This is a genomic window from Maridesulfovibrio sp. (genome assembly GCF_963678865.1).
Lineage (GTDB): Bacteria > Desulfobacterota > Desulfovibrionia > Desulfovibrionales > Desulfovibrionaceae > Maridesulfovibrio.
Window position 1 is genome coordinate 2,602,273 of sequence record NZ_OY787459.1, and the last position, 26,628, is coordinate 2,628,900.

A 26,628-nucleotide genomic window follows, 5' to 3' on the forward strand; every position below is an offset into this window, starting at 1 on the left:
TATAGTTTAGAGAGTGAGAGATGAATTACTCACTGCGTGGAGTGCCTTCTTACCAAGAAAGTCTTTAAATAAAAAGGCGGCTGCCCTCTGACAACCGCCTTTATTTTTATTATAACAAGCGATATCTACTGAACATAGACTTTAATCCGATCTCCAGGACGGAGAATAGATTTTGAATTCAAGCGGTTCCATTCCATAAGAGCAGAAACCTTAACCCCGAAACGGCGGGCAATTTTCCAAAGGTTATCACCCCGGCGTACACAGTATTTGACCATCTGCTGCTTGACGTTCTCAGCCTTGGCAACTGAACGGGCGGAACTGCGGGCATTATTATCGGGGATGAACAATTTCTGGCCTATCCTGAGTCTGGATGAATAAAGACCGTTAGACCTTTTAAGCGTTTTAACGCTTACCTGATAGCGGCTGGCAATGGACCAGAGGGTATCACCCTTACGGACACGGTAGTTGGCACGACTCTGTGCAGTGCGACGGGTCTTGCTGGTACCGGAAGCATAAAGAGACTTGGAAGAGCCCTTACCCGGAATCATAATGTAATGACCGGGCCTGATCAGATTTGACTTGTGGTTGTTGACTGACTTGAGAACAGCAACTGGAACACCGTAACGTCGAGCTATGCGGTACCATGAATCGCCATTGCGGATTTTGTAACGTTTATACCCGGCAAAGGGGCGTGAGTTTGGAGATTCAAGATAATCTGCAGCATCAGCCATAACCCGTTCAGGCAAATAAGCGTTAATTACGGCGTTTGGCGGGCTGACCTGTCTGCGAAAATGAGGATTCAGCTTATGGAATTCACTCCATTTCATGCCGCAGGCTTTAGCAAGTGCCAGCAGGTCTGTTCCACCAGGGACTTTTACCGTCTCAAACTGGATTCCATTCTCCCAGTTGATATTTGTAAATCCAAGCTCATCAAGGTTTTTAAAAATTTTGGAAATGGCAATGAATTTGGGAACGTAGTTCTTAGTTTCAGTGCGTAATCTGGCTCTTCTGCTGAGCTTGTGGTTATTCTTGGTCAGGTCGAAAAAGTCTTTGGAACCTGTCTTTTTCAAAGCACGCCCGATCTTGCCTTCACCGGCGTTATAAGCCGCAAGGGCCAGATACCAGTCACCGAACATTTCATGCAGTACGTTAAGGTACTTAACTGCGGCTTTTGTAGACTTATAGGGATCGCGGCGTTCATCAACCCACCAGTCCACGCGCAGGCCGAACTTGCGGCCTGTAAACGGCATGAACTGCCACATTCCGGCAGCCCCGGCGCGAGAATAGGCCCAGGCATTGTACCCGCTCTCTGCAAAAGGAAGCATGGCAAGGTCCTGCGGCATATTATTCTCTGAAAGCACCTGACGCACATAAGGCAGGAAGGGTTCTGAACGCTTCAGCCAACGGTCAAAGGTTTTACGGGCTTTATGCGTAAAAAAACCGAAGTACTGCTGTACTTCTTTGGTCTCATGCTCATCAAGGTTAAAAAGAATACCGTTGCTGGAGAGCAAAACCTCTTCTTCTTCAGGAGTAAGCTGCTCGGCATCCTGCGGAGCGGCTTCCAGTTCGGGATCAAGAGGTTCAATACCTGATTCAGCGACTTCGCCATCAGCGGCAACTTCACTTTCAAGGACAGCTCCGACTTTCGCGTCAAGCCCGTCTTCATTAACCGGAGCAGTCTTGGCAGTACACCCGGCAAAAAGAGCAAACAAAGCAAGAAGAGCGATTAACCGAAACGATTTCAGCATCTTCGACCCCTTGTCACAGTGGACGTAATAATTATTAATTTTATCCATATTTTATCTAGAAAAACTATAAAAAAAGCTAGGTTAGGCGCCAATCTTAAACCCCAAGAGATTAATAAATAAGGCTTTTTCAGCGCAAAAAATTGAGTAGTGCAAACATATGTAGAGCTATACTAAACTGCGAGTGTTTGCAATAGTAAAACGAAAGGTATAGGTTGCCGGGACCGTTCTGCCGCAAGGGATTGCGCCCTTGACAAAGAGCGGCGGCATCAATCGAGCGACAAGAAAATGAGAACCGGATTCATCGTAACAAAGTATATTAATTGACCAATCACCGGTCTATATGCCTATTCATTTTTAACGTGATTTCGGGAAAGGATATTATCAAAAAATGCTCATGCATTTTTTTGAATTTTAATGATAAGGTAAATTTTCCATGAAAAAAAATGACAAAGACAACGACACCACGGTCATAGCCGGCCGTAAACCGGTTCAGGAGCTGCTTTTAGACTCTCCCGAAAGGATTGACCTGCTATACCTGCAAAAAGGGCGTCAGGACAAGAATTTCGAACGCACCATTCAAAGGTGTAAAAAACACGGCATCAAATACAAAATCGCCGACAAAACCGAACTTGGAAGAATTTTTCCAGGTAATCATCAGGGGATAATCGCCAGGGTAGCCGCGCTATCCTTTGCAGATTATGATGAAATACTGGAAAATCTCTCTGAATCACCCTTGCCGTTGCTGATCGTGCTTGATCAGGTACAGGATCCCGGCAATGTCGGAGTTCTTTCCCGTTCTTTATATGCACTGGGTGGAGCGGGAATCGTAACAGCTAAACACGGTGGTGCCTTTCTCGGTCCTGCAGCGGTAAAGGCCAGTGCCGGAGCGCTGAACAAGCTTGCCGTGGCGAGGGTAAACAATATTTCCCAGGCCCTCGATAAAGCTATTGATATGGGCATCAATATCTATGGCGCCGGATTGGATGTTGATTCTACCTCGGCCTACACTGCTGAAATAAATCTCCCGGCGATCCTTGTGCTGGGCAACGAGGAAAAAGGTATCCGGTTCAACGTGGAAAAACGTTGCCAGAAACTGATTCATATCCCCTTCCGTCGCGAATTCGATTCCCTGAACGTTGCTCAGGCCGGGGCGATGCTGATCAGCGAATTTTCCAGACGGGTAAGCTGAATCAACACCTGAAAAACACAACTTAAAAATTAGCCCCCTGAAGCATTGAATATCTTCAGGGGGCTTTTTTTAAAAAAATTACAGAACTTTTCTATTTTATGTAGTTGGGCAGATTAAGAAAAATATTGCGTGTAAAATCAATCATCTTGTCCATTATCCACGGAAAGGCAAAAAGCAGGGCCAGAAACATGGACACAATCTTAGGCACAAAGGTCAGGGTCATCTCCTGAATCTGGGTAGCGGCCTGAATGACAGACACGAAAATACCCACCACCAGACCAACCGCCAGCATTGGTAGTGCCAGGGTTAAAGCCAGTTCAATAGACTGCTTTGCAAATCCAATAACAAATTCCGGGGTCATTTTTGCCTCCGGCGGCTAAAGGGGAAAACCTTTTTTGAGAGAAATGGTTTTCAGCTTTGGACAAACCTTTTCCCAAAATACTTTTATTCGGCTTTGCCCTGTTAAATTTAAATTCCACTACAAAAGCATGCAACGTATCAAAGCAAGCCCCCGGCAAAATCGCCGGAGGCATAATTCACTGAAACGTGTTGACGATAGAGCCCGTTAATAGCGACCAGCCATCAACCATGATGAACAGTAAAATCTTGAAGGGCAACGAAACCATTGCCGGAGGCAGCATCATCATACCCATGGCCAGCAGAATACTGGCTATAACCATGTCAAGAATCAAAAACGGCACATAGATCAGAAAGCCGATGGTAAAACCGGTCTTAAGTTCACTGATCGTATATGCGGCAATGAGGAGCATAGTATTCACATTCTCTTTGGATTCAGGCCGATTCTCCCCGGTTATGGCATAAAAAATAGAAAGATCTTTCTCGCGGGTGTGCTTGAATAAAAAAGTCCTGATAGGAACCTGCGCCCGGTCGATAGCCTCTGTAAAACCTATTTCTTCGTTAAGATAGGGCTGCAGGGCTGTATCGTTGATAGCTTTGCCGGTAGGCATCATGATGACCACAGTCATGAAAATAGCAAGTGAAGCCAGAATCTGGTTGGGTGGCATTTGCTGCGTACCCATGGCCTGACGCAGGAAATGAAAAACAATGATAATCCGCGTAAAGGAGGTCATGGTCAGCAGAATGGACGGCGCCATGCCCAGGATGGTCAACAGGAAAAGAATTTCCAGCAGCTTGGCTACCTGTTCCGGCTCTTCCTGACCTGCGGCAAGGTTGAGGCTAAGGGTCGGAATCGTCTCCTGTGCAAAGGCCGCTGCCGGAATGACCAGCAGAAGGATTGCGCTAAGAGTCAGAAGTGCCGGAATTTTCTTTATCAAGGTATCCGGCAAAGTCGGAATCAGTCTTTGCATATCCTTCATCCCCTGCGTGAAGCAGTGTAATTTTATCGTGGGTAACCCCGACCACCAATTCTTTATTTCGATACCTGACAACTGTAATATTCTGACGCGGACTGAGCGGAAGGCGTTCCACTATCTCAAGCGTCCCCTTTCTTGCACCGGGGAAAGCCCCGCCGATATTAAGCCGGCGCATGAAATAATAAGCCAGCAAAAGCATGCCCAGAATAAAAAAAAGGGCTGCGGACATTTTGAGAACAGAGCCCACCCCGGATTCCGGGACCATGAGCGCGGTGGCAGTTGCGTTAGGCAAGATGCTTCACCCGTTCAATGGGACTGATGATGTCAGTCAGCCTGATGCCGAATTTTTCGTTGATGACAACAGCTTCGCCACGGGCAACCAGCTTGCCGTTAACGTAAATCTCAAGAGGCTCACCGGCCAGCTTGGTCAGCTCAACCACCGAACCTGTCCCCAACTGCAAAAGCTCATTGATAAGCATTCTGGCCCGCCCCAATTCAGCGGAAACATCCAGCGGAATATCAAGAATAAAATCAAGATCACGTCGAGAGCCGTCATGACGCGGATTCTTGGCTTCATTGGTCATATCCTTGAAATCGGCATCACGGGTCTGAGTACGCAGAAATTCCTGTTCCTTCTCTTTACGGATATCATCCCCGGTATCCTCAGCCAGTGCAGCAGCCCATTCATCGGCCAACGCTTCGTCGCCGCCACCTCCGCCACCACCGAGATCGAGACCGCCGCCTTCATCTCCCTGTTCACCAAGAGCAGCAGCCCACTCATCGGCAAGGGCATCGTCATCAGTAGCGCCTACATCGTCCTGTTCAGCCAGTGCAGCGGCCCATTCATCGGCCAACGCTTCGTCATTGCCGTCACCGGGGTCACCGCCCAAAGGATCACCGCCATCGGAATCGCCGGTAAGGGCATCCGCCCATTCCTGTGCGAGTTTATCCTGATCAAGATCATCTGACATCATTACAGCCTACCTCCGGATTTTAATTGGGCATCCTTAAACAATTTCGGTGACATTAATTCGACACACCCTCAAGTGGTCAAGCAAAAAGCATGCTACTGGATAACCATATCCGTAAAATATACTTGTAAAACCTTTGACCCACCCAGAATCTGATTCAAGCGATCCACAATTTCCTTTTTAAGGAGAATCTTGCTCTCCATTGTGGAAAGATCCTGATATGTCTTGCTGGAAAGCAGCAGGATAAGCGTATCTTTAACCATAGGTTCTTTCTTGGAAAGCTCGGCCACAGTTTCTTCACTGACAACCTCGACGTCTATTCCAAGCTTAAGATACCTGCGCCCTAGAGGATCGGCAAGGTTGACCACAAAAGTGGGCAGGGTAACTGTAAAACCGTCACCGGGCAGAGTACCTGGATCTTCGCCCTCGGCAGCCTGTTCTTCCTTCGGTTCTTCAACGGCGTCATCAGGCTGGGCAGCAAAAAATTTCTGGTAAGCGAAAAATCCGCCACCACCGAGTGCGCCCAGAAGCAGGATAAGAATTATCCACTTTATAGCTCCGCCCTTTTTTTTCGGTTCCTGACCACTGTCTTCGGCCATGACACATCCTTTTTAGCTTAATACCCACCCATAGGTGGAGTAGTCTTAATCAAAATTTCAACCCGCCTGTTCTGAGCGCGCCCTTCCGGTGTTGTATTGCTGAACATGGGAAAAGTAGGCCCGCAGGCGGAAACAGTAAGGCGATTATTCTTTATGCCCTGTTCCACAAAATATGTCAGCACGGACATTGCCCGCTCACCGGACAGCTGAAAATTAGACCGGCTCATGCCGCCCACATCATCAGTATAGCCGGCAATGTTTACATCCGCAGCACCAAGATAATCAAGCACCGGAACGAACTGGTAAAGCAGGATTTTTGCCCTCTCGTCAAGTTCCGACCGACCCATAGGAAACAATAGCTTGTCCGTAAGTACAAGGGCAACCCCCTCCGGTTTGGCCAGAACTTTCAAGTTTTCATCAAGTGTGGCCCGGTCCATATCCGGGGGGAGGACATCGTCCGGGAAAAGCAGGTCCTTGATACGGTTCTGCTTTTCCAACACTTCCCAAGGCCTTTCAAGGAACTCACTGACCAGTTTGACCTTGGCAGTAACCCTTCCGGACCCGCGTTTATCAAGGAATCCCAATTCCGCAGGCATAATGGTTACCCTGGTAATAAAACTCTGGTCCATTGACGCCATACTTAGCAAGAGCACAAAAAAAGTCAAAAGCAGGGTCACCAGATCAGAAAAAGTGACCAGCCAGCCTCCGCCCGGATCCGGCGGCTTTTTTACTTTATCGCGCCCCATAAATAACCATCACTGCCGCTTGGGCGGTTTTTCGGCATCCCCGATAGGGAAAACAAAATCATCATACTTGAATTTATCATTTTCCTTGCGGGGAGGCTGATATTCCTTGATTTCCTTGGAAACAGCAGCGCTGCGGGTATCAAGAACAAGATCCACCCTGCGGTTCATCCTGCGTCCTTCAGGTGTGGAATTAGGATGCCGGGGCCTGAATTTACCGAATGCCTCTAGCTTGAGCATATCGGGATTCATGCCGTTGCTGATCAGGTAACTGTACACAGCAAGCGACCTGTCCAAAGACAGCTTCCAGGAAATATCAGGAGTCAGGTCCCGGTCTTCCACCCGGTAATCCTCACCCAGTTCATCACGCAGGATGGAAGTATGTCCGGCCACCAGAACAGGATGCTTGACCCGTCTAAGCACCGGCAGCACAGTATCGAGAATACGCGCTCCCTTTATGGATATGTTGGTGCTGTCAGGGGTAAAAAGGACATCGGCACCCACGGAAAGAATCTGTACAAATCTGTTGGATTCAAAACGTAAGTCCTCTTCCGCGAATTCCCAGAGCAACGGCTTGATGGGCTCAAGATCATCCTGCAGTTCCATGGGACCGATCTGAACAGTCTTTCCCGATGGACCGTCGGAAAGAACGTCATACCCCTTGGATCCAAAACCGAAAGTACCGATAATGGAACCGAGAACCACCAGCTTGCGACGCTCGTCAACAACCGACATGCTCACCAGCAAAACAAAAAAGGTGAGCATAAGGGTCATCAAATCACTGAATGTAATCAACCATAACGGTTGGCCTTCAGCTTCTGGCGGCTTCTTCTTCCTACCCATTCATCCCCCGTTTTCAACGACCTTTAATCAGTGATCTTACGTATTTTCGGAGGCAAAAAGCTGTTCAGCTTCTCCTCAATAATCTTGGGGTTTTCACCTTTGGAAATGGAAATAATGCCTTCCATGACCATTTCCCGCAGCAGAATTTCTTCCTTGCTGCGGGTTTTCAGTTTTCCCGACATGGGCGTAAAAACGAGGTTCGCAAAAATAGCACCATAGAGGGTGGTCAGCAGGGCAACCGCCATAGCCGGGCCGATGGTACTGGGATCACTCATGGTCTGAAGCATCTGCACCAGTCCGATAACAGTACCGATCATGCCCATAGCCGGGGCAAAGTCGGCAAAAACCTTCAGGATTTCAGCCCCGGTCTCATGCCTGTTCTCAAGGTACTGGATTTCGGTTTCCAGAATTTCCTGAATTACCTGCGGCTCAAGGCCGTCAACAGTCAGTTGTAAGCCTTTACGCAGGAAGTCGTCTTCAATTGATTTCAGGGCCGGCTCAAGGGAAAGGATACCTTCGCGGCGGGCACGGTTGGCGAAATCCATGAACTTATCGATGATCTCCGCCGGGGATTCAAGATTGGAAAAAAAGGTCTTTTTAATAATCCCGACAACACCGAGTACATGGCCCATGGGATAGTTGACCAGCGAAGCCCCGATGGTTCCGCCGATAACGATCAGTACGGACGGAACGGAAATAAAAATCCCAAGCGGACTTCCGACCAGAATAGCCGCAAGAACAAGTCCGAACGAAAGAACTATTCCTATTACTGTACCCAGATCCATTAAATCCGCCTGTGGGGTGTTTAAATTTTAATAACCCGGTCTGGTGCCGAAAATTTTCGTACCAACCCTGATCATGGTCGATCCTTCCTCAATAGCCACCCGGAAATCACCGGTCATACCCATAGAGAGTTCCGGAAGCTTGATCCCGAAAAGCTTTTCCATGCCTTCGGAAAGCATACGCAGCCTTGCGAAGTAAGGTCTTGCGCCTTCCGGATCACCGAAGAACGGCGGCAGGCACATCAGCCCGGTCAACTTGAGATTTTCATATCCCAAAATCTCTTCAACCAGAGCCGGAAGAGCTTCCTCGCTGACCCCGCTCTTCTGCTCCTCACCGGCAGTATTGACCTGAATGAGGATGTTCTGGACTACTTCCAGATCTTCAGCCTTCTTGTTCAGCAACCCGGCCAGCTTGGAAGAATCAACACTGTGGATTGCGCAGAAATTTCCAGCCACCAGCTTAGCTTTTTTCGACTGCAGACCGCCGATAAAATGCCAGTCTATATCCAGCCCGGCCAGCTCTTCCTGTTTAGCCAAAGCTTCCTGAACATAGGATTCACCAAAGCAACGATGGCCTGCCTTGTACAAAATCTCAATATCAGAAGCTGCATGAAGCTTGGAGACCGCCATTACTGCCACTTCCCCAAGCTTACGCCCGGACCGCAGGCAGGCCTGAGCCACTTCTTCCTTAACCTCTGAAATATTTTCAATAAGTTCTTTTTCCCTGTTACTCATCTTCTGACTGCCCTTTCATGCAGCTCCATAAAATAAAATTCGGTTGTTTATATAAATTTCTTTAATAAAAAGAAAATAAAAGAACAAGATTTCACAGAAATAACTATTCGCCGAGTCCAAGAGAACGCAGAAATCCCACATCCTCGGTCCAACCTTCACGGACTTTAACCCAGAGCTCAAGCATTACCTTCATCTCGAGCATTTCTTCCAGCTCACGTCTGGCCTGAGAACCGATTTTTTTCAAATTCTGCCCACCCTTACCGATGATCATGCCTTTATGGTTTTTCTTGGTGGTGTAAATAATGGCCCCGATATTAACAAGATTGCGCTCCGTTTCTTCGGTCCAGAATTCGATCTCCACCGCAGTGGAATAAGGCAATTCCTGCTGCAGGCTCATGAAAAGCTTTTCGCGCACGGTTTCTGCAGCCATAAAACGCATGGGAACGGTGGAAACCTGATCTTCCGGAAACATGGGCGGCCCTTCGGGCAGAGTCTCAATGATCTTTTCCAGCAGTACGTCCGCACCTTCACCCTTTAAAGCAGAAACAGGAATGAATTCAGCTTCAGGCCACATTTCCTGTGCCTTTTCCATAACCGGGAGCAGCTTGGCCTTGTCTTTGACCTTATCCACTTTATTCACTGCCACAAACAGTTTTTTACGGGACTGGTTTACAGGCTTGACCACCGGGGCCAGATCTTTTTCCATCAGGTGAGGCTTGGCCGCATAGAGTGCCGCATCAAAAAGGACCACGATGGCATCGGCGTTACCCAGAGCTTCCCATGCAGAATCAAGCAGGAAACGGTTCATTTTACCGCGCATGCGGTGGATACCCGGAGTATCCAGAAAAACAACCTGCGAATTTTCATCGCTTAATATACCACTGATCCGGTTACGGGTGGTCTGGGGTTTAGGTGAAACAATAGCTACCTTCTGACCAAGATAGTGGTTCATGAGCGTGGATTTACCGGCATTGGGAGGGCCGATCAGCGCCACCCAGCCAAATTTATATTCAGACATTTTTTTACCTCTTTAAAATGTGCCATTCAGGCCTATGGCGGTTTAAACCTTTTAGTAAGCTGTCGCTACGGCTTTCGAACATTCATCCGTCAACCGCCGAGAGCAAAATACACGAAAATCGGTTACTAGGCCAATTCCAAAAAAACAGCTCCCTGAAAAGGGCCTGTTGAACGTTAAAAGACCTTTCCAATTAAACCTTGGAAAGGTCTTTTTGATCTATTACTCAACTAGAAAATGTATAGACTTTTTCTAGTTTCACGTGAAACCGGGCAGTTAGCAGAAAAGTATCAAAAACTACTCTTCTTCACCCTGAACATAACCACAGCCTTTCTCCGGACAGGCGATATGTTCGCCCTTGGCGCGGGTAGTTTTTTTGACCAGTACGGGATGTCCACACTTGGGACATGGTCCCTCGATGGGCGGATACCAGACCGCGTAATCACAATCAGGATACTGGTCGCAGGAATAAAAAAGTTTTCCGCGACGAGAGCTTTTTTCCACCAATTCACCTTTGCAGCCTTCCCGGGGGCATTTGACTCCGGTAGAAAAGGGTTTGGCGTGCTTGCAGTCCGGGTAGTTGGAGCAGGCAATAAAGCGGCTTCCGGTACGGGCATGCTTGATGATCAGGTCACCGTCCTCGCAATCGGGACATTTGCCGACAATTTGCGCAGAAGGTGTATCAACAACCTTGATTTTACCGTCATCATCGCGCTCGAAATTCTTGATGTTGCGACAATCCGGGTAGCCTGTACAACCGAGGAATTCACCGCGACTGGAACGCTTGACAGCCATGGCGCTTCCGCATTTTTCGCAGGTAACCCCGGTCTCTTCCGGAGGCTCTTCCTCAAGAACAACGATCTTGCCTTTATCATCCCGAGTGAAGTTTACAATATTTTTACAGTCGGGGTAGTTGGAACAGCCCAGAAACTCCCCGGTCCGTCCGAACTTGATGACCATGGGCGAACCGCACTTATCACAGGTAATCCCGGTATCCTCACCGCCGCGCTTCATTTCTTTGGCAGCGATTTCAAGAGTGGGATAGAAACCGTCCACAAAATTCTTCATCAGCGAGGTCCACTCGATCTTGCCTTCAGCAACATCATCAAGCTGCTTTTCCATGGCAGCGGTGAAGCCTACATCCATAAGCTCCTTGAAATGCTCTGAAAGTTGATCGCTGACCACAAAACCAAGTTCAGTGGGGACGAATTTCTTTTCTTCAAGATTCACGTATCCGCGATCCTGAATAGTAGAAATAATGGATGCGTAGGTTGAAGGACGCCCAATACCCTTTTCTTCCAACTCGCGCACAAGCGAAGCTTCCGAATAGCGGGCAGGCGGCTGGGTAAATTTCTGTTCGCTGTCGATCTTGTCGACCTTGAGCACTTCACCCTTTTCAAGTTTAGGCAGCTCAATGAGTTTTTCATCGCCTGTCTTTCCGGTTACACGCATAAAACCGGGGAAGAGCAGACGCTCACCCTTGGAACGCCAAATGGTATTCTTGGCCTGAATGGTAACCACGGTATCCCAGAAACGGGCCGGAGCCATTTGAGATGCGATAAAGCGGTTCCAGATCAGCTTATAGACTTTAAACTGGTCAGCAGGAAGGAACTGTTTAACGTCTTCAGGCATAATTGAAGCGTCAACCGGACGGATAGCTTCGTGAGCATCCTGAGCACCGCCCTTGGATTTGTAGACCATAGGTTTGGCCGGGTAGAATTCCTTCCCGTATTTTTCAAGAATGACTTCTTTTGCAGCATCACGGGCTTCATTGGCAATACGCACGGAATCGGTACGCATATAGGTAATCAGTGCCGTAGTCCCTTTGTCACCAAGCTCGACACCTTCATAGAGGCGCTGGGCAAGAGTCATGGTCCGCTTGGCGGAATAACCGAGTCTGCGGTTGGCATCCTGCTGCAAAGTGGAAGTAATGTAAGGCGGCAGCGGATTACGTTTGCGTTCCTTTTCAGTAAGATCTGTAATCTCAAAAGGCACGCCTTTGACATTGTTCTGAAGAGCCTCGGCTTCATCAGCGGAACCGATCTCAGCCTTCTTACCGTCGACTTTCCAAAGATCAGCTACAAAGGGAGGAGGATTCTTTCCTTCAACATAGGCCTTAAAAAGCCAGTACTCTTCGGGGATAAAAGCCCGCCGCGCTTTTTCACGCTCCACTACAAGCTTGAGCGCAACGGATTGTACGCGCCCTGCGGAAATGCCCCTTTTTACTTTTTTCCAAAGTATGGGAGAAATTTTGTAACCCACCAGACGGTCCAGAATACGGCGGGCCTGCTGTGAATCAAAGAGCTGTTCATTAAGGGGCTTGGGGTGTTCGAGGGCTTCTTTAACGGCCCTTGCAGTAATTTCGTTGAACTGGATACGGCTGACGTTATCATTCACTTCTTTGATAATAGCCGCCACATGCCAGCCGATGGCCTCCCCTTCACGGTCGGGGTCAGGTGCCAGGAAGACATGATCGGCTTTTGCCGCAGCCTTCTTCAACTTATTGACCACATCCTCTTTACCGGGAATGACCTGATACTGGGGGGTGAAATCACCATCTTCGTCGACTCCAAGCTTGTTCTTTGGCAAGTCACGCACGTGACCTACGGAAGCGGCCACCTGATAATTCTTACCAAGGAACTTACTGATAGTCTTCACCTTTGCCGGGGACTCAACAACAATCAAATCTTTGCTCATAGTTTGCAGCCTATAACCATCAAGTTGACACTATGCAACTATAAAATCCGCCCATCAGAGAGTATTCAAGTTCTCCGAACGGTATTTCCGTTTATTAAAAATTATTTTTAACCAACCAAAAAATCAGGAAGAAATACACTTCTTCAACGCTGATAATTTATCATATAAAATTTTTATGTCATTACCGTCGCGAGCAGCCAGTTCCAGCTCCTTGGCCTTGTCCGTAACTTCCGGCAACCCGAAAGTCCGGGCCGAGCCCGCTACAGCGTGGGCATTCTTGTAAAGCATCTCCAGATCACTTTGCGAACCGTTGTTCTCATAAGCTGCCAGATAACCTTCCAACTCAGCAACACGCCCACCCAATGCGGCAGCATACCTCTTATTAAGCTCAGCCAGCTTTTCGTCAAGTGTAGCCATGTTTATGCCTCCGACTACCTCGCGGGGCGCCCTGCCGGGGACCTTAAATACTTTGAAAAGGGTTTAAGGATCCCAAACTTTTTTAAAAGGCTTCGCCGCTGTTATTTTAAAAATTTAGGTATAATTTAAAATTTTATTCAAGCTTTAAATTTAAAAAAGCAAAGCAGAACTAAAACGTCTTTTTGGAAAAGGGTTTCTCCCCTTCCCCATCCGCCGGAGGCATCAATAACAAAAGCCCGCATAGTGCGGGCTTTTGTCATTATTTTTTGGAGCTGTTCATCAGCATGGCTCCTGCTGCCTGAAAAATCAGGAAGATAATCAGGAAGTGGATGAACATATCCTTCTGGATCGCGCCCCAGATGATGTAGACCGATCCGCATCCTGCAAGCAATGGACACAGGAAGCGGCTCAAAGGGCCGAGATCGGTAAATGTCTTCATTACCCAGATGTAGATCGAAATATAGATAACATAAAGAAATGCAATAGGAAGTTCGGAAACATCCATAAACTGACCCCACCAGCCGTGGAAGTTACCATACCAGACAACCAGCCAGAAACAGGACATAAAGTAGCCGAGAATAGCGGAATGACTGGTGCTGTTGGTAACCGGATTAACCTTTTTAAAAAGGTCGGCTCTTGGACCCAGGTTACGGGAAGCAATAGAGAACATGCCGCGTGCGGACCCCATGATCAGACCGTTCAGTGTACCGAGGCAGGAAATGATAACAAACACGGTCAGCAGGGTGCCGCCCACGTTGCCGAAAATCATTTCGATTACCCGGACAGGTGCGGCATCGCCTTCAGCAAGAACCTGATCATTGGTCAGAACACCCGAAATACCGAGATAATAGAGCATATAGATGGTCATAACCGCAATGGTACCGACAACCAGTGCTCGAGGCAGGGTTTTCTTGGCATCTCGAAGTTCAGCATTGATAACGGTGGCAATAATCCAGCCTTCGTAAGCAAAAGCGGTGGAAAGGGTTGCCACAGCAAGGCCTCCTCCGCTTCCGGAAATCTCACTTGCAGTCTGCATGAAATTCTGCATGGTCTGACCGCTGGTAAGACCGGCAATACCGCCGACAACAGCAACAAGGCCGAGCGGGATAAGCTTTATTACTGTGGAGGAAACCTGCCATTTACCGGCCAGAACCGGCGAATAATAGTTGAGCAGAAAAAAAACAGTCAGGTAAACAAAGGAAAGCGGCCAGAGCAAATCCTTCATACCCACGAGACCTACAGTGTAGTTGGCGGAAACCCAGGCAAGAACCGCAACAAGAGTCGGATAATAAATGAAAGTCATGAACCAGCCGACCATGTAGCCGGCTTTTTCGCCGTAAGCTTCTTCAAAATAATCCACCAGACCGTTGACCTTTTCGATACGGGTCGCGATTTTTGAAAAAACATACGCGGTAACAACCATAATTGAACCGCCTATCAGCCAGGCAATCAAGGCGGTGGGCAGATCACCTCCGGCAGCCTTGAGCACATCGTCGGCTTTAAAGAAAACCCCTGAGCCGATTACAATCCCGACAACCATCGCGGTTGCAGTCCAGAAACCGTATTTTTTTTGTAAATTATCCATTTTAAACAAACACCCCTTTGTACATCTTCCAAACGGCCTTCCCATTATACAAATAGCAGTCCAGTAACTGGAAAACAGGAAAGCAAACCTTCCGCATTAAATAAGATCATGAAATACAAACTTGCACGCCCCCTGCTGGAGATACATATAACAAGCGCAGTCTATAATCATGATCAGGCACAAACAGATTTATTTGCGCGGATAAGGCTATTCTGTCCAGATTTTTTTACCATTTTTGCAAAAAAATGACGTTTGATATTGTAAAAATTAAAAATACATCCACAAAGCTTCTTTAATTTTAAAAACCTTAAACCTATTACCGAACACATTAAGTTTGTTATTGACAAATTAATTGAAAAGTGAAAAATGACCGGAGTTATAAATTTTTAAAGGAGATTTTATGTTTAGCCATGTGAAAAGGGTGTTCCTGTTCTAGGAGTGCACTTTAAGGACATTTAAAACATAGAAACTATTTCTATTTTAAGCACCACGCTTAATACTACCCGTCTTTTTGTCATTCCACTCCAGCAGGACAGGGGCATCCCGGCACCTAACTGTTATTACCCGGTTTAATTCAACTGTAGCTGATTTTAGCTGTTTTTTTGGTTTGTGTTTACGCACAGCAAGGATATCCCATTACCTTCTGCATAAACAATCAACCAAATAAATACTAAAAAAACAGCTCACTATAGGTAAATACATTTATGTGTTTGCAGGAGTAGAGTCATGTCCAGACGACAAAAAACCGTCCATATCGATTCCAACCCGTTCATCTGCGAAAATTGCGGTCTTACAGTACCGTCACTCGAAAGCGGAACCCATAATAGAAACCATTGTCCGCATTGTTTGTTCAGTAAGCATCTGGACATGAAAATTGGAGACCGCCGCTCAGGATGCCGCGGAGTTATGGAACCCATCGGTTTGTGGATAAAAGAAAACAAAGAGTGTTCGGTTATTCATCGCTGCCGCAAGTGCGGTTTTATCCGTACCAACCGTATAGCCAGTGACGATAATGAAGTAGTGCTCTTCACGCTGGCTGCACGCCTGATTACCCAATTACCATTTCCGGCGAATATAGCTCTGGAAAAAATTGAACGTCAGCAGATGGGCGGTGAAATATGATGAATATAAAAGACTTAGGTTGGAATATTTTTTTTGAAGAACAATTTCAGCCATACAAAATGCAGGGATTTAATATAGGCCGGGTTTCACGGGAAGTACGGGGGCAGTACACCTTACACACACCGCAAGGCACCATTGATGGAGATGTTTCAGGACATTTTCACTACACTGCCCTGAACCGCTCTGATTATCCCACCGTAGGCGACTGGGTCATATTCCGGCAATGCGCTGATTACGCCCAGATTGAGCACGTGCTGGACCGGGCAAGTGTGTTTTCCCGCAAAAGCCCCGGAAGCGAAAATCGGGAGCAGGTAGTTGCCGCAAATATTGATTACCTGTGCATAGTCTGCGGACTGGACGGCGGCAGAAACTTCAACCTCCGTTCCATTGAACGCTACATTGCCATGGCTGTTGAAGGCGGTGCCGAACCGGTACTCGTTCTGAACAAAATTGATCTCTGTGAAGACCGGGAGCTCGCCATGTTACAGGCTGGGAGTGTTGCAGAAAATATTCCCATCCACATGGTCAGCGCCGCCAGCAAAGAAGGGTTGAACGACTTTGCAATGAGCTTTGAAAAAGGTTCAACCATGGCTTTCAGCGGTCAGTCAGGGGTAGGGAAATCATCGCTGATCAATTCCCTGCTGGGAATGGACAAACTAAAAACAGCAGGCCTGCGCGAAAGCGACCTCAGGGGTAGACATACTACCACGCATAAGGAATTGTTTTTCCTGAAAAACGGGGCCATGGTCATCGATACCCCCGGTATGCGAGAACTCCAGTTATGGGGAAGACAAAAAAGTCTGGATGATACCTACAGTGAAATCCATGAAGCTGCGCAACGATGCCGTTTCAGGGATTGCACCCACCAGGACGAACCAGGCTGTGCTGTACGGGAACTCTTGATTGACGGTTCATTGGAGACAGAACGCTACGAAAACTACACTGATATGCGGGCTGAACTTTCCTTTATTGAAAGCAAAATAGACGATAAAAAGCGTTATGCAAAAAAAGCAAAGGAAAAGGCACTCTCCAGAATGATCCGACAACACCAAAATAACTACAAAAGAAAATAGATAAGAACAGGGTGGCCCTAGCAATAGAGCCACCCTGTTCCTGAACTACCCTTTTCTCTTTTCCCGCCATTCCATAAACCCCATCAACAGATCCCACTCAATGGGAATGATGAATAGGGTCAGGAAGGTGGCGGTACAAAGTCCGGTCACAAATGTTGAAGCCATGGCACCCCATACAAGGGAATAGGAAGGAAACCCCACGGCCATAGGCAAAAGCCCGAGGGTGGTAGTCAGGGTGGTCAAAAGGATAGGCCGCAGACGGATGCGTACCCCCTCTCGCATGGCGGTCTTGCGGTCCATGCCTGACTTATAAAGTTTGTTCATAAAATCAAGCAGCACAAGAGAATCGTTAACCACAACTCCTGTTACCCCCACGGTGGCGATAAAACTGTTTACCGTGAAAATTGTCTGGGAAAAAAAAGTCCCTAAAATCACGCCGGTCAGGGAAAATATCACTGCGGAAAGAATAATCACCGGCTGGACATAAGATTGAAACTGCGTTGCCAGAATCATGTAAATGATCAGGATAGCGGTAATGAACGCATAGATAAGCGAAGTGTATGACTTGCGGGTGGATTCATATTCACCGGAAAAATTAACCGTTGCTCCCGGATACTCATCACGAACAGAATCGTAAAATTTCTGGACCATGTTCACTGCAAGCGGCGATGAAAGCCGTGAACCGGGTTTGATGTTGGCTGTGATGGTCACAGCCCGCTGGCTCATAAAACGGTTGAACTGCCCCGGTTCCATATAAATGGACACATCACAGATGTCACCGATACGCACCGGACTTTCATTGTGCTCCAGCACAGGTACAGAAAGGGCGTCCTCCGGCGTATTCAGGTAACGGGGGTCTATCTTCAAGCGCAGATCAACATCCTCATCTGAAAGACGGAATTCACCTACAAAACGGCCATCGAGTACCGAACCGGACAAACTGGCGACCTGCTTCGGGGTCAGCCCGTACTCAGCGACCCTTTCGTTAATGGGCTTAAACCTGAAAATGCGGTTAGGCGTACCGTCATCAGTGGCAAGGTTGACCAAGTGCGGTCCCAGCTTATCATTATCCTTAATGAATTTCATGATCGTCGCAGTCAGCCCCTTTACTGAATTGTGATCAGCACCCAGTACCCTGATGTTCAAGTCCTTGCCCGCAGGGGGACCGTCCTTTTCAGGCCGGACCCGAAAAATCCAGCCCGGTTCGGCAAATTTTTCCAACTCCTTACGCATATGTTCCAAATGTGCGCCCGGATCATTTTCCGGAGCATCAGCAAAAACCTGCTTATCCTTGGACGGAAGCTCCACCACAATATTACCTAGGTTGGAGCCATGGACCATTTCATAATCTTCATTCAGGTAAAATCCGGCAAAGGCGGTTGCAGACTTGGCCATGCCCGGTCCCATCTTTTCAACAAACACGGATATTCGCTTCAGCTTGTCGGAAGTAAGTTCAATGGGAATCGCGACCGGTCCTTCCAGTTCAATATAATACAGGGAGTAATCATCTGGAAAAAATTTTATTTTGATCAAAGGCAGCTTACCGGAAACAGAGACTGCGAGAATAATAATGGCCGAAACAAAAGCACCTAAAACAACTGCCAATGAAATAAACCTGAACCGGACCACAACGGAAAGCAGCCTATCAGTCCAGCGCCGTAAAGGTCGCATGAAAGCAGGTTCGCGGGTATGCTTTTCCCTGTCTTCCATAAGTCCTTTGGCTCCGGGCCAATCCAGAAAATGGGAAGGAAGAATCAGCAGGCACTCTAGAAGTGAAGCGACAAGCGCAAAGGTAATCGCCTTGGGAATCTGGGCAAAGAATTCACCGGTTGAACCGGTCATGATCAACATGGGCAGGAAAGCAGCCACTGTTGTTGCCGTGGCTGAAACAACAGGCATAAAAACTTCTGCAGTCCCGTCTACAACAGCTTCCTCAAGAGGCTTGCCTTCCTGAACATGACGAAAAATATTTTCCACCACCACAATGGCGTCATCCACAATAATCCCGCTGACCAGTACAAAAGAGAAAAGCGTAATCTGATTCAGGGAATTTCCGGTCAGCTTCATGATGACCATAGTCACCAGAAAGGCAAAAGGTACTCCTATGGTGGTCAGCATGGCATTCCTGAACCCCATGACCAGATAGATAACCACAAAAACAAGCACAATCCCCACCAGCAGGTTCATACCCAAAGTGTTGATGGCCTCTTCAATGTGCAGCCTCTGGTCACTGGTCAGTATAATTTCAACACCTTCCTTTTCAAAAGTACCCCTGAATGAATCAGCGATCCTCTCCACCTCTTCAGCAATAGTCACCGCGTTACCGTCCAATGATTTCACAACATTGAGCGTAACAGCGTTTCGTCCATTAATAGAAGTGATCACCTGAGGATCACGGTAGGAAACACGGGCGTCACTCAGCACATCGCCTACGGTTACAAACGATCCGTCGCCGTCCATGCGAACGATGGTTTCAGCTATTTCCTCACGGGTACGAAAGCGCTCATCCACAACGATCACATACTCACCATTCGCTGCTGAAAAATCCCCTGCAGGAATGGAAACATTGGCATCAGCTAAAGCGCGGGCCACATCATCAAAGGTAAGCTTAAAGCGAACCAGTTTACGGGGATCGAGATTTACATGGAATTCACGGGTATACTCACCTTCTACCTCTACTTCATTAACGCCCGTAATCTTGCGCAGCTGGACTTTCATTTCATCCGCCATCATAGATAAAGCGCGGTTGGCACGGTCGCCCGCAAGACAAACCCTGATTACCGGAAGCCATTCATTTACATTAATTTCCGTAAAAGTAGGCGGATCCATTTCCCGAGGCAGGTCGTTCTGGATGGAAAGAACTCGGAATCGAAGTTCGTCATAGCCTTTGGCATAATCGGTATCATCGAGGAATTTGACCATAATGCTGGTCCGCTCACGAAACGACCTTGAACGGATATATTCCACATTTTCAAGGTCATCCAGAGCGTCTTCGATCTTCTTGGTTACCAGTGCTTCCACATCTGACGGTGAAGCGCCGGGCAAAAAACCGGAGATAACAACTTTGCCCATGTGAACATTGGGATAACGCTCAACAGGCAGATCTACCATGCTGAAGACCCCAACAATCATCAACAATATGAAAATGATGTTGATAAAGACAGTCTGCTTAAGAGTAAAACGCAATAATTTTTTCATAGTATGTGATGCCTCCGGCGGCTGGGGAAGGGAAACTTTTGCAAAAGTTTCCCTTCCCCAGACCCCATCCCTTCAAAACCTTTCAGTAGGCTTCGCCGCTTCGCTTTTAGACAATTTTTTTAATAAAAGATGCGAAGCATAATTATAACTTTTTGGGATTCTTAAACCCTTTTGGAAAAAGTGTTTAAAGCCCCCGGCAGGGACACCGGAGGCTTATGGTTTAAGAAGAAATTCTTCACCAGCTTTGACTGCCCTTGAAGAGACTCGTGCTTTTCCATCTTCAGTCTCGCCGAGTACAAGCACTTTCACCCGCACTCCATCGGGACGGACGAGAAAAGTATCGTCATAGGCTTTAAGCAGTGCTGATTTTGGGACTACAACCGCCCCGCCGGGATCTGGCATTTGGATATTCAACTCGGTACGCAGGCCGCCGCGGAATTCGAATTTGCCCTTACTGATTTCAAAATCAACTTCCACCTTGCGGGTTTCAGGATCAAAATCAGGGGATATACGCTCAAGTTTTGCGGGAACTTCTATGCCTAGATCAGGCAATTTTAGAATAATGCTGTCCTTTGCTTTACGAACTTTTTTCAATTCGGGGATGGTTAGCGCATAGGGAATAAGCAAGGATTTAAAATTGCCCAGCTCCGCTACTTTTTCACCCATGTTCACCCATTCCCCCGGCTCTATGTAACGCCTGATGACCCGCCAGCCATCCGGACCGCGCAGGGTATAACGACGCAGGTGCTCACGATCCACATTCAGTTTGAGTTGTGTTGAATGCAGCAGAGCTTCAGCGGATTCAAAATTACGAATATGCAAATCAAGTTCTGATTGAGCCGCTGTATTTCGCTTAACCAGCTTGGTGTAGCGCTTGGCTTCCTTATCATAATAAGTAAGATCGGAACGCAGACGTTTTAAATCAGCCTGCAACTGGGCTATTTCCAGTTTTATAAACGTGGGATCAAGCTCAGCAAAACGCCCACTGTGATCAATAATATCGCCAACATCAGCATAAACATCGGTGCATACTGCAGACTCTTCACTGACGAGGGTCATGGATACCCTTGGACGGGTAAACCCGGTCAGAGAAATTACCCGTGAGGCCTGTTCAGCTATAAAAGTCCCTGTATTTGAAGCTGCTGCTTCCCCAGAACTGAAACAAAATATTTGCATAAGCAGCAGGAGAATACCTGTAAACTTAAACATCCTACTGTATTTTTTCATTTTTCCCCCTAACGATTAAGAGCTGCAGAAACACCGCCGCAGCTTATTACCAGCATAACCAAATACTGACAAATATTCTTCACGCAGGTGTTACGTGAATCTTAAATATAGATAAAAAGAAAGGCCGACCATGCATTTTTTTGCAAATGCACTAAGTCGACCCCAAACAAAATCATTTTAAGTAGCTATAATCTGGAAATAATTAATTTACTCGCTTCGTGTTTTTTTTACCTTAATGATTTCATCAAGATTTTCAAAAAAAACACGTATCAATTCAGGATCAAAATGATTACCACTTCCTTCTTTCATAATTTCGAGCGACTTCTCTATACTGAAAGGTTCCTTGTATGGCCGCTTGCTGGTAAGGGCATCAAAAACATCTGCAATGGCGCAAATCCTACCGGGTAAAGGAATTTCATCACCAGCAAGAGCATTTGGATAACCGGAACCGTCCCACTTTTCGTGGTGGCTGAGAGCTATGGATGCTCCCATATTTATATAATCCGAGCTGCCTGTTGACAAAATATTCCCACCGAGAACAGCATGTTTTTTCATAATACCCCATTCCTCAGCGGTTAATTTCCCAGGTTTAAGCAGAACACTGTCCGGGATGCCGATTTTCCCTATATCATGCATGGGACTGCTGGTATGAATCAATTGAACAGTTTTCGAATCAAGGCCGATCTTCTCGGCCAGAATCCTGCTGTATTCAGCCATCCTGATCAAATGGTCGGCGGTATCCTCATCCTTGTATTCAGCTGCTGCGCATAAATAGTGAATGGTTTCAACATGTGCATCGTCAAGACGGGCCAGCGCTTCGCGCAATTCCATGGTTCTGCTTTCAACCATCTCATTGAGATCGACCTGAAATGACTTGATTTCGTCCTGCTGGCTCTTCTGCTTGAGCATTGATTCAGTTCGAGTCTTAAGCTCCACAATATCAATAGGTTTGGTGATAAAATCGTTTGCACCTACTTCCACAGCCTTCAGGCGGTCATCTTTCTGTGAAAGGGTCGTGACCATAATTACCGGAATGTCATATATTTCTGCATGTTCCCGAATTTTTGCCACAAATTCAAAACCATCCATTACCGGCATCATCACATCGCTTAAGACAAGATCAAAAGTGCGGTCCAGCTTCTCCAGTGCAACCACTGCATTCTCAGCCCCCACTACATCATGTCCCAGCTTAGTCAAAATACCTTCAAGCAGAACTATATTGTGCGGTTCATCATCAACAACTAGTATTTTACTTCTGCTAGCCATTAAAATCATCCATTCTATCAGGTCGTTCCGTGGGAATTGTTATGATTATTTTTGTTTCGTTGAGCTCGTCGGAAGTCTGCATTTCAAGACCATAAAACATGGCATCAGCCATCAGCTTAGCGGAATAGGTCCCCAGACCTGTTCCGCTATCTTTACCGAAGGTCACATATTTTTGAAAAAAACTATCCCTGACCGACTTCGGAACAACGCCTTTGTTACATATTTCAATGCAAACCCCATCTTCCCGTTTGAATTCAATTAAAACATCCTCACCGGAAGAAGAGGCCTCGATTGCGTTCGTTAACACACCGGACAACAAAGAATAAATCAGTCTTTCCTCACCCCATACAAATAATTTTTCCACAAAATCATGCTTTCCATCAACCAAAATATCAACGTTCACCTTACGGGCGGAAAGATTTGACTTGCTGTTGTCCACAACCTGCCTTGCCACATTCATTACATCAACCTGCAGGGGGTAATATTCATACTTACCGGTCTCCATCTTGAACATATCCAGCGACATATCAATCATGTGGAGCATATTCTTACCTGAATTTTCAATGGTCTTAAGCAACTCACGCTGTTGATCGCTTAAATTATCATCCATAAGCAACAAGCCTGGCAGGCCGATAATTCCATTCAACGGAGTTTTAAGATCATGACGCATAATCAGGTCCACGTCTGCCTTGAGACGCTCCAGTTCTTTCTGGTCGCTTATGTCCTCTTTTACGGCTACATAACTGACAATTTCCCCTTTTGAACTGTAAACAGGTGAAATTGAAGCCGATTCCCAATAAAAAGAACCATCTTTCTTTTTATTAATTATCTCTCCGCGCCATGTTTCACCATTGGAGATAGTTCCCCACATATCCTTGTAAAATTCACTATCATGTTCACCGGACTCGAGGATCCGTGGATTCTGTCCGATAGCTTCTTCCTTGGCATACCCGGTTTCCTTACAGAAATACGGATTTACATAAGAAATATCACCATCCATGCCCGTAATGACCACTGAAACCGGAGCGTTTTCAATTGCCCTGGTCAAAATCTTAAGCCTATCCTCACGTTCTTTGCGTTCTGTAATATCAATGGCAACGCCTTCAAAAATATTTTCCTTGAGCTCAAAATCATAAGCCATATAACCGAACACAGACATACAACGCTCTTCACCGTCCGGAGTTGTGAACTCAATTTCATATTCTACACTGTTTGCTTCTCCGGATATAACCAGTTGATTCTTCTCCATGGCATTGGACAAAGACTCCGGTTTAAAATCAAAAAGATCTATCCACCGCTTTCCTATCCCATATTCGGCACTGCCATACCCTAAATACGAAAACCCTTCACTTAAACGCAAAAATTCTCCATTAACAGTGTGGGAAAAAAATATGAATTTTCTACTAAGCTTTTTGGTGACGTGGTCAAAACGGGTCTTGCTTTCCCTAAGTTCCTGTTCCATCAACTTACGCTCAGTTATATCATGAACAGTGCCGTATGAACGGATTGGGTTTCCCTCATCATCATAGGTAAATCTGCCCTGCTCTGATACATAGCGAACCATGCCGTCAGGACGTATTATTCTGTGATCCAGAGCATAAGCACTGCCTGCTTTCATGGATTTCAAATATATATCTCTTATTTCCTTCCTGTCAGAAGGATGTACCAGCTCGAAAAAACCTTCTACCGAAGGCTGGTATTCATCATCATGAATCCCGAAAATCCTGTAGGTTTCATCGGACCACCATATTTTCCCACTGGAAAGATCCATAGACCAGTTACCGAGATGGGCAATCGACTGGGCTTCACTGAGGCTGGATTTAACTATCTCCACCTCATTGCTCTTGGTGATCACTTTATAAATGGAAAATGATATGATCATAACAAGCAGCAACATTACTCCGTGCAATAAAAATGAATCCGGAGGAATGACACCCCAACCGCCCTTTGGAATTGCAGCAATCTGCCATGAACCGGAAGAGAGAATTATCTGCATGGTCACAGCTTTATTATGCTGGTCGAATATATCAGGATTGCCGTAAAAAACAGCACCTCCAGAACCTTTATCGTCAACACCGCGTATGGCAACGTCAAGATCTGAAATTTTATTGATGCCGTCCTTCTCAAAGAGAAGATCAACATCAATAACCCCGGAAACAATACCCCAGAAATATTCGTTGGATCGAACATACACAGGAGCCCGGCCTATCAAAGCATTTCCACCCTGCACAAAATCCAGAGGCCCTGACGCGACCAATTGACCGGAATCATGAACCTTTTTTACCTGCTCCCATTGTGCTGGGGACAGCCTGTAATCAAGCCCCAATACCGACTCGTTTCCTTCAAGCGGATATACATATTCGACTACATAGTCAGGTGCCACCTCAATTTTTTTGATCAGCCTCGACCGAAAGAAGATGCCCTGACAATAGCGATCCAATTCGCTTTTACGCAGTTCGGGTCGATATGAAACATAATCAGCCAAACCTTTAATCAACAAGAGATTGCTGTTCACTTCCTTTTCAAGCTGAGCCCTGATTACCGCAGTCTGGTGGTAGACGGAGAGCATCTGAGCATTTCTGTAGCGTTGATAGAGCTGGTATTGAATGAAAACATCCATAGCCAGAAATATCAGTACAATTAATGATACGTATTTTAGTATTCGGAATTTTGTTTCTTGCATGACTTCATATGAGCAAAAAGGCTACTTTTCACATCCCTGAGCAAGAGGACAGCTTCTCAACACAAGAAATCCAAGAATCCCGGAAACAACAGACGCGGACAAAATACTGAACTTGGCATCAATAATAAACGGCGACGCTGCATCCCAGGCCAGGGTGGTGATAAAGATGGACATGGTAAAACCGATACCGGCCAACAAAGACGCTCCCAAAAAATGTCCGGGCACAAGAGTCCGTGGCATCTCGGCAATACCGCTTTTAACCGCAATCCAGCTTGCAAGGCAGATTCCCGCTACCTTGCCTACGATCAGACCGAAAAAAATACCGAAGCTGACAGGATGAAAAACATCCAGCCCACCGCCTTCTGCACTGAAATTTATACCCGCATTGGCAATTGCAAAAACAGGCATGATACCGAAGGCGACATAGTAATGAAGGTTATGCTCAATCCTCTTCAAAGGAGGGCTGGCCATAAGCACATCACGGTTCATATTACCCAGAGCGGAAAGCATCTGTTTATTGGAAAGGGTTACTTTATTTTTATCACCGCCCATCTCGTACTCCATAAGATGGTTACGCATGGGAACCAGAAAATCTGTGCAGCAGATCCTTGTTGAAGCAGGAATAGTCATAGCCGCAAGAACACCGGCAACAGTGGCATGTACTCCGCTTTTCAGGAACGCCAGCCACATCAGGCAGCCGAAAAACAGATATGGCAGCGGATGACGTACCCCCAGCCTGTTCAGCACGATCATGCACAGAAAGAGCAGAAAGCCCAAACCGAGAATCCAGAGTGAAATTCCCGATGAATAAAAGACAGCAATAACAAGGATGGCACCGATATCATCAACAATGGCCACAGCTGTAAGAAAAACCTTAAGACTTAGGGGAACCCGGTCCCCAAGCATGGAAAGCACCCCCAAAGAAAAAGCAATATCCGTAGCCATGGGAATTCCCCAACCGTCAGCAGAAGGAGTACCGGCATTAAAAAAGGCGTATACAATGGCGGGAATGACCATCCCTCCCACTGCCGCAAAAATGGGTAAAGAGGCCTGCCTGATGGAGTTCAACTCGCCGACAAGAATCTCTCGTTTGATTTCAAGGCCGACCAGAAAAAAGAAAACCGCCATCAATCCGTCATTAATCCAGAGAATGGTCGGTTTTGATAAGACAAAATCACCGGCCCCGACTGTTAAAGGCATATTCTTGAAGGCTTCGTAAAAACGGCCCCACGGTGAGTTTGCCCAGATCAGGGCTATGACGGTCGCTATTATCAGGATCAAACCGCCAGAAGATTCAATCTTCACAAATTCATAAAACGGCTGCAGCATCCTATCAATTCTGGGCTGATTATTATTTGTTACAACTGTTTCCTTGCTCATGAAAACTCCCTCAAATATTAT

Annotated in this window: 22 protein-coding genes; 3 read left to right on the forward strand and 19 right to left on the reverse strand. The window is 46.7% G+C overall.

The window, feature by feature from the left end; genetic code table 11:
- Window positions 1–125 precede the first annotated feature (125 nt).
- Window positions 126–1,748, reverse strand: coding sequence for a LysM peptidoglycan-binding domain-containing protein (locus ACKU41_RS11995; RefSeq protein ID WP_321401078.1), 1,623 nt, complete (start codon window positions 1,746–1,748; stop codon window positions 126–128).
- Between the two features lie 433 nt (window positions 1,749–2,181).
- On the opposite strand from ACKU41_RS11995, the gene rlmB reads away from it, so the two are divergent.
- The gene (rlmB, locus tag ACKU41_RS12000; RefSeq protein WP_321401084.1) at window positions 2,182–2,937 is read left to right on the forward strand and encodes a 23S rRNA (guanosine(2251)-2'-O)-methyltransferase RlmB; all 756 of its coding nucleotides are present in this window, start codon (window positions 2,182–2,184) and stop codon (window positions 2,935–2,937) included.
- A gap of 91 nt (window positions 2,938–3,028) precedes the next feature.
- Here the strand turns inward: rlmB and fliQ are convergent, their stop codons facing one another.
- The 13 genes from fliQ to ACKU41_RS12065 all read right to left on the reverse strand — a co-directional run bounded on the left by fliQ (window position 3,029) and on the right by ACKU41_RS12065 (window position 14,658).
- Window positions 3,029–3,298, reverse strand: coding sequence for a flagellar biosynthesis protein FliQ (fliQ, locus tag ACKU41_RS12005; RefSeq protein WP_319777612.1), 270 nt, complete (start codon window positions 3,296–3,298; stop codon window positions 3,029–3,031).
- 175 nt (window positions 3,299–3,473) lie between these two features.
- Window positions 3,474–4,265 (reverse strand): flagellar type III secretion system pore protein FliP, encoded by a 792-nt coding sequence (gene fliP / locus ACKU41_RS12010; RefSeq protein WP_319777613.1) that lies wholly within the window; start codon window positions 4,263–4,265, stop codon window positions 3,474–3,476.
- Complete coding sequence (gene fliO / locus ACKU41_RS12015; RefSeq protein ID WP_321401087.1) at window positions 4,198–4,563, reverse strand: flagellar biosynthetic protein FliO; 366 nt, start codon at window positions 4,561–4,563, stop codon at window positions 4,198–4,200. Before fliO ends, fliP begins: the two co-directional genes overlap by 68 nt.
- On the reverse strand, window positions 4,556–5,245 hold the full coding sequence (gene fliN, locus ACKU41_RS12020; protein WP_319777615.1) for a flagellar motor switch protein FliN: 690 nt from the start codon (window positions 5,243–5,245) through the stop codon (window positions 4,556–4,558). Before fliN ends, fliO begins: the two co-directional genes overlap by 8 nt.
- A gap of 92 nt (window positions 5,246–5,337) precedes the next feature.
- Window positions 5,338–5,841 carry a flagellar basal body-associated FliL family protein gene (fliL, locus tag ACKU41_RS12025; protein ID WP_319777616.1) on the reverse strand — a complete coding sequence of 168 codons (504 nt, stop codon included), beginning with the start codon at window positions 5,839–5,841 and terminating at the stop codon, window positions 5,338–5,340.
- A 17-nt stretch (window positions 5,842–5,858) separates the two neighbouring features.
- Window positions 5,859–6,587 carry an OmpA family protein gene (locus tag ACKU41_RS12030; protein WP_321401090.1) on the reverse strand — a complete coding sequence of 243 codons (729 nt, stop codon included), beginning with the start codon at window positions 6,585–6,587 and terminating at the stop codon, window positions 5,859–5,861.
- Window positions 6,588–6,596: 9 nt separating this feature from the next.
- Complete coding sequence (locus ACKU41_RS12035; protein WP_321401092.1) at window positions 6,597–7,427, reverse strand: flagellar motor protein MotB; 831 nt, start codon at window positions 7,425–7,427, stop codon at window positions 6,597–6,599.
- A 23-nt stretch (window positions 7,428–7,450) separates the two neighbouring features.
- Entirely contained in the window at window positions 7,451–8,212 is a 762-nt protein-coding gene (locus tag ACKU41_RS12040; protein ID WP_319777619.1) for a MotA/TolQ/ExbB proton channel family protein, read from the reverse strand.
- 27 nt (window positions 8,213–8,239) lie between these two features.
- Window positions 8,240–8,944 carry a YggS family pyridoxal phosphate-dependent enzyme gene (locus ACKU41_RS12045; RefSeq protein WP_321401094.1) on the reverse strand — a complete coding sequence of 235 codons (705 nt, stop codon included), beginning with the start codon at window positions 8,942–8,944 and terminating at the stop codon, window positions 8,240–8,242.
- Between the two features lie 103 nt (window positions 8,945–9,047).
- Window positions 9,048–9,962, reverse strand: a complete 915-nt coding sequence (era, locus tag ACKU41_RS12050; protein WP_319777621.1) for a GTPase Era — start codon at window positions 9,960–9,962, stop codon at window positions 9,048–9,050.
- A 294-nt stretch (window positions 9,963–10,256) separates the two neighbouring features.
- Window positions 10,257–12,656, reverse strand: coding sequence for a type I DNA topoisomerase (gene topA, locus ACKU41_RS12055; RefSeq protein ID WP_321401097.1), 2,400 nt, complete (start codon window positions 12,654–12,656; stop codon window positions 10,257–10,259).
- 123 nt (window positions 12,657–12,779) lie between these two features.
- Window positions 12,780–13,073: an Hpt domain-containing protein gene (locus ACKU41_RS12060; RefSeq protein WP_321401099.1), complete on the reverse strand. Its 294-nt coding sequence runs from the start codon at window positions 13,071–13,073 to the stop codon at window positions 12,780–12,782.
- A 259-nt stretch (window positions 13,074–13,332) separates the two neighbouring features.
- Window positions 13,333–14,658 (reverse strand): amino acid permease, encoded by a 1,326-nt coding sequence (locus ACKU41_RS12065; RefSeq protein ID WP_319777624.1) that lies wholly within the window; start codon window positions 14,656–14,658, stop codon window positions 13,333–13,335.
- A gap of 726 nt (window positions 14,659–15,384) precedes the next feature.
- Between ACKU41_RS12065 and ACKU41_RS12070 the strand changes: the two genes are divergently transcribed.
- The gene (locus tag ACKU41_RS12070; RefSeq protein WP_319777625.1) at window positions 15,385–15,780 is read left to right on the forward strand and encodes an RNHCP domain-containing protein; all 396 of its coding nucleotides are present in this window, start codon (window positions 15,385–15,387) and stop codon (window positions 15,778–15,780) included.
- On the forward strand, window positions 15,777–16,853 hold the full coding sequence (gene rsgA, locus ACKU41_RS12075; protein ID WP_321401102.1) for a ribosome small subunit-dependent GTPase A: 1,077 nt from the start codon (window positions 15,777–15,779) through the stop codon (window positions 16,851–16,853). Before ACKU41_RS12070 ends, rsgA begins: the two co-directional genes overlap by 4 nt.
- Before the next feature lie 45 nt (window positions 16,854–16,898).
- Here the strand turns inward: rsgA and ACKU41_RS12080 are convergent, their stop codons facing one another.
- The 5 genes from ACKU41_RS12080 to nhaA all read right to left on the reverse strand — a co-directional run bounded on the left by ACKU41_RS12080 (window position 16,899) and on the right by nhaA (window position 26,607).
- Window positions 16,899–20,051: an efflux RND transporter permease subunit gene (locus tag ACKU41_RS12080; protein WP_321401104.1), complete on the reverse strand. Its 3,153-nt coding sequence runs from the start codon at window positions 20,049–20,051 to the stop codon at window positions 16,899–16,901.
- 213 nt (window positions 20,052–20,264) lie between these two features.
- A complete protein-coding gene (locus ACKU41_RS12085; protein ID WP_321401106.1) occupies window positions 20,265–21,278 on the reverse strand; it encodes an efflux RND transporter periplasmic adaptor subunit in 1,014 nt (337 codons plus the stop codon).
- Window positions 21,279–21,485: 207 nt separating this feature from the next.
- Window positions 21,486–22,544 carry an HD domain-containing phosphohydrolase gene (locus tag ACKU41_RS12090; protein ID WP_321401108.1) on the reverse strand — a complete coding sequence of 353 codons (1,059 nt, stop codon included), beginning with the start codon at window positions 22,542–22,544 and terminating at the stop codon, window positions 21,486–21,488.
- Window positions 22,537–25,164 (reverse strand): PAS domain S-box protein, encoded by a 2,628-nt coding sequence (locus tag ACKU41_RS12095; protein ID WP_321401110.1) that lies wholly within the window; start codon window positions 25,162–25,164, stop codon window positions 22,537–22,539. Before ACKU41_RS12095 ends, ACKU41_RS12090 begins: the two co-directional genes overlap by 8 nt.
- Window positions 25,165–25,248: 84 nt before the next feature.
- On the reverse strand, window positions 25,249–26,607 hold the full coding sequence (gene nhaA, locus ACKU41_RS12100) for a Na+/H+ antiporter NhaA (protein WP_319777631.1): 1,359 nt from the start codon (window positions 26,605–26,607) through the stop codon (window positions 25,249–25,251).
- Window positions 26,608–26,628 lie beyond the last annotated feature (21 nt).

What these genes read in the sequence shown, in the direction of transcription:
- ACKU41_RS11995 (WP_321401078.1), bottom strand. Translation starts at nt 1,748, where the DNA reads ATGCTGAAATCGTTTCGGTTAATCGCTCTTCTTGCTTTGTTTGCTCTT.
- rlmB (WP_321401084.1), top strand. Translation starts at nt 2,182, where the DNA reads ATGAAAAAAAATGACAAAGACAACGACACCACGGTCATAGCCGGCCGT.
- fliQ (WP_319777612.1), bottom strand. Translation starts at nt 3,298, where the DNA reads ATGACCCCGGAATTTGTTATTGGATTTGCAAAGCAGTCTATTGAACTG.
- fliP (WP_319777613.1), bottom strand. Translation starts at nt 4,265, where the DNA reads ATGCAAAGACTGATTCCGACTTTGCCGGATACCTTGATAAAGAAAATT.
- fliN (WP_319777615.1), bottom strand. Translation starts at nt 5,245, where the DNA reads ATGATGTCAGATGATCTTGATCAGGATAAACTCGCACAGGAATGGGCG.
- fliL (WP_319777616.1), bottom strand. Translation starts at nt 5,841, where the DNA reads ATGGCCGAAGACAGTGGTCAGGAACCGAAAAAAAAGGGCGGAGCTATA.
- ACKU41_RS12030 (WP_321401090.1), bottom strand. Translation starts at nt 6,587, where the DNA reads ATGGGGCGCGATAAAGTAAAAAAGCCGCCGGATCCGGGCGGAGGCTGG.
- ACKU41_RS12035 (WP_321401092.1), bottom strand. Translation starts at nt 7,427, where the DNA reads ATGGGTAGGAAGAAGAAGCCGCCAGAAGCTGAAGGCCAACCGTTATGG.
- ACKU41_RS12040 (WP_319777619.1), bottom strand. Translation starts at nt 8,212, where the DNA reads ATGGATCTGGGTACAGTAATAGGAATAGTTCTTTCGTTCGGACTTGTT.
- ACKU41_RS12045 (WP_321401094.1), bottom strand. Translation starts at nt 8,944, where the DNA reads ATGAGTAACAGGGAAAAAGAACTTATTGAAAATATTTCAGAGGTTAAG.
- era (WP_319777621.1), bottom strand. Translation starts at nt 9,962, where the DNA reads ATGTCTGAATATAAATTTGGCTGGGTGGCGCTGATCGGCCCTCCCAAT.
- topA (WP_321401097.1), bottom strand. Translation starts at nt 12,656, where the DNA reads ATGAGCAAAGATTTGATTGTTGTTGAGTCCCCGGCAAAGGTGAAGACT.
- ACKU41_RS12060 (WP_321401099.1), bottom strand. Translation starts at nt 13,073, where the DNA reads ATGGCTACACTTGACGAAAAGCTGGCTGAGCTTAATAAGAGGTATGCT.
- ACKU41_RS12065 (WP_319777624.1), bottom strand. Translation starts at nt 14,658, where the DNA reads ATGGATAATTTACAAAAAAAATACGGTTTCTGGACTGCAACCGCGATG.
- ACKU41_RS12070 (WP_319777625.1), top strand. Translation starts at nt 15,385, where the DNA reads ATGTCCAGACGACAAAAAACCGTCCATATCGATTCCAACCCGTTCATC.
- rsgA (WP_321401102.1), top strand. Translation starts at nt 15,777, where the DNA reads ATGATGAATATAAAAGACTTAGGTTGGAATATTTTTTTTGAAGAACAA.
- ACKU41_RS12080 (WP_321401104.1), bottom strand. Translation starts at nt 20,051, where the DNA reads ATGAAAAAATTATTGCGTTTTACTCTTAAGCAGACTGTCTTTATCAAC.
- ACKU41_RS12085 (WP_321401106.1), bottom strand. Translation starts at nt 21,278, where the DNA reads ATGAAAAAATACAGTAGGATGTTTAAGTTTACAGGTATTCTCCTGCTG.
- ACKU41_RS12090 (WP_321401108.1), bottom strand. Translation starts at nt 22,544, where the DNA reads ATGGCTAGCAGAAGTAAAATACTAGTTGTTGATGATGAACCGCACAAT.
- ACKU41_RS12095 (WP_321401110.1), bottom strand. Translation starts at nt 25,164, where the DNA reads ATGGATGTTTTCATTCAATACCAGCTCTATCAACGCTACAGAAATGCT.
- nhaA (WP_319777631.1), bottom strand. Translation starts at nt 26,607, where the DNA reads ATGAGCAAGGAAACAGTTGTAACAAATAATAATCAGCCCAGAATTGAT.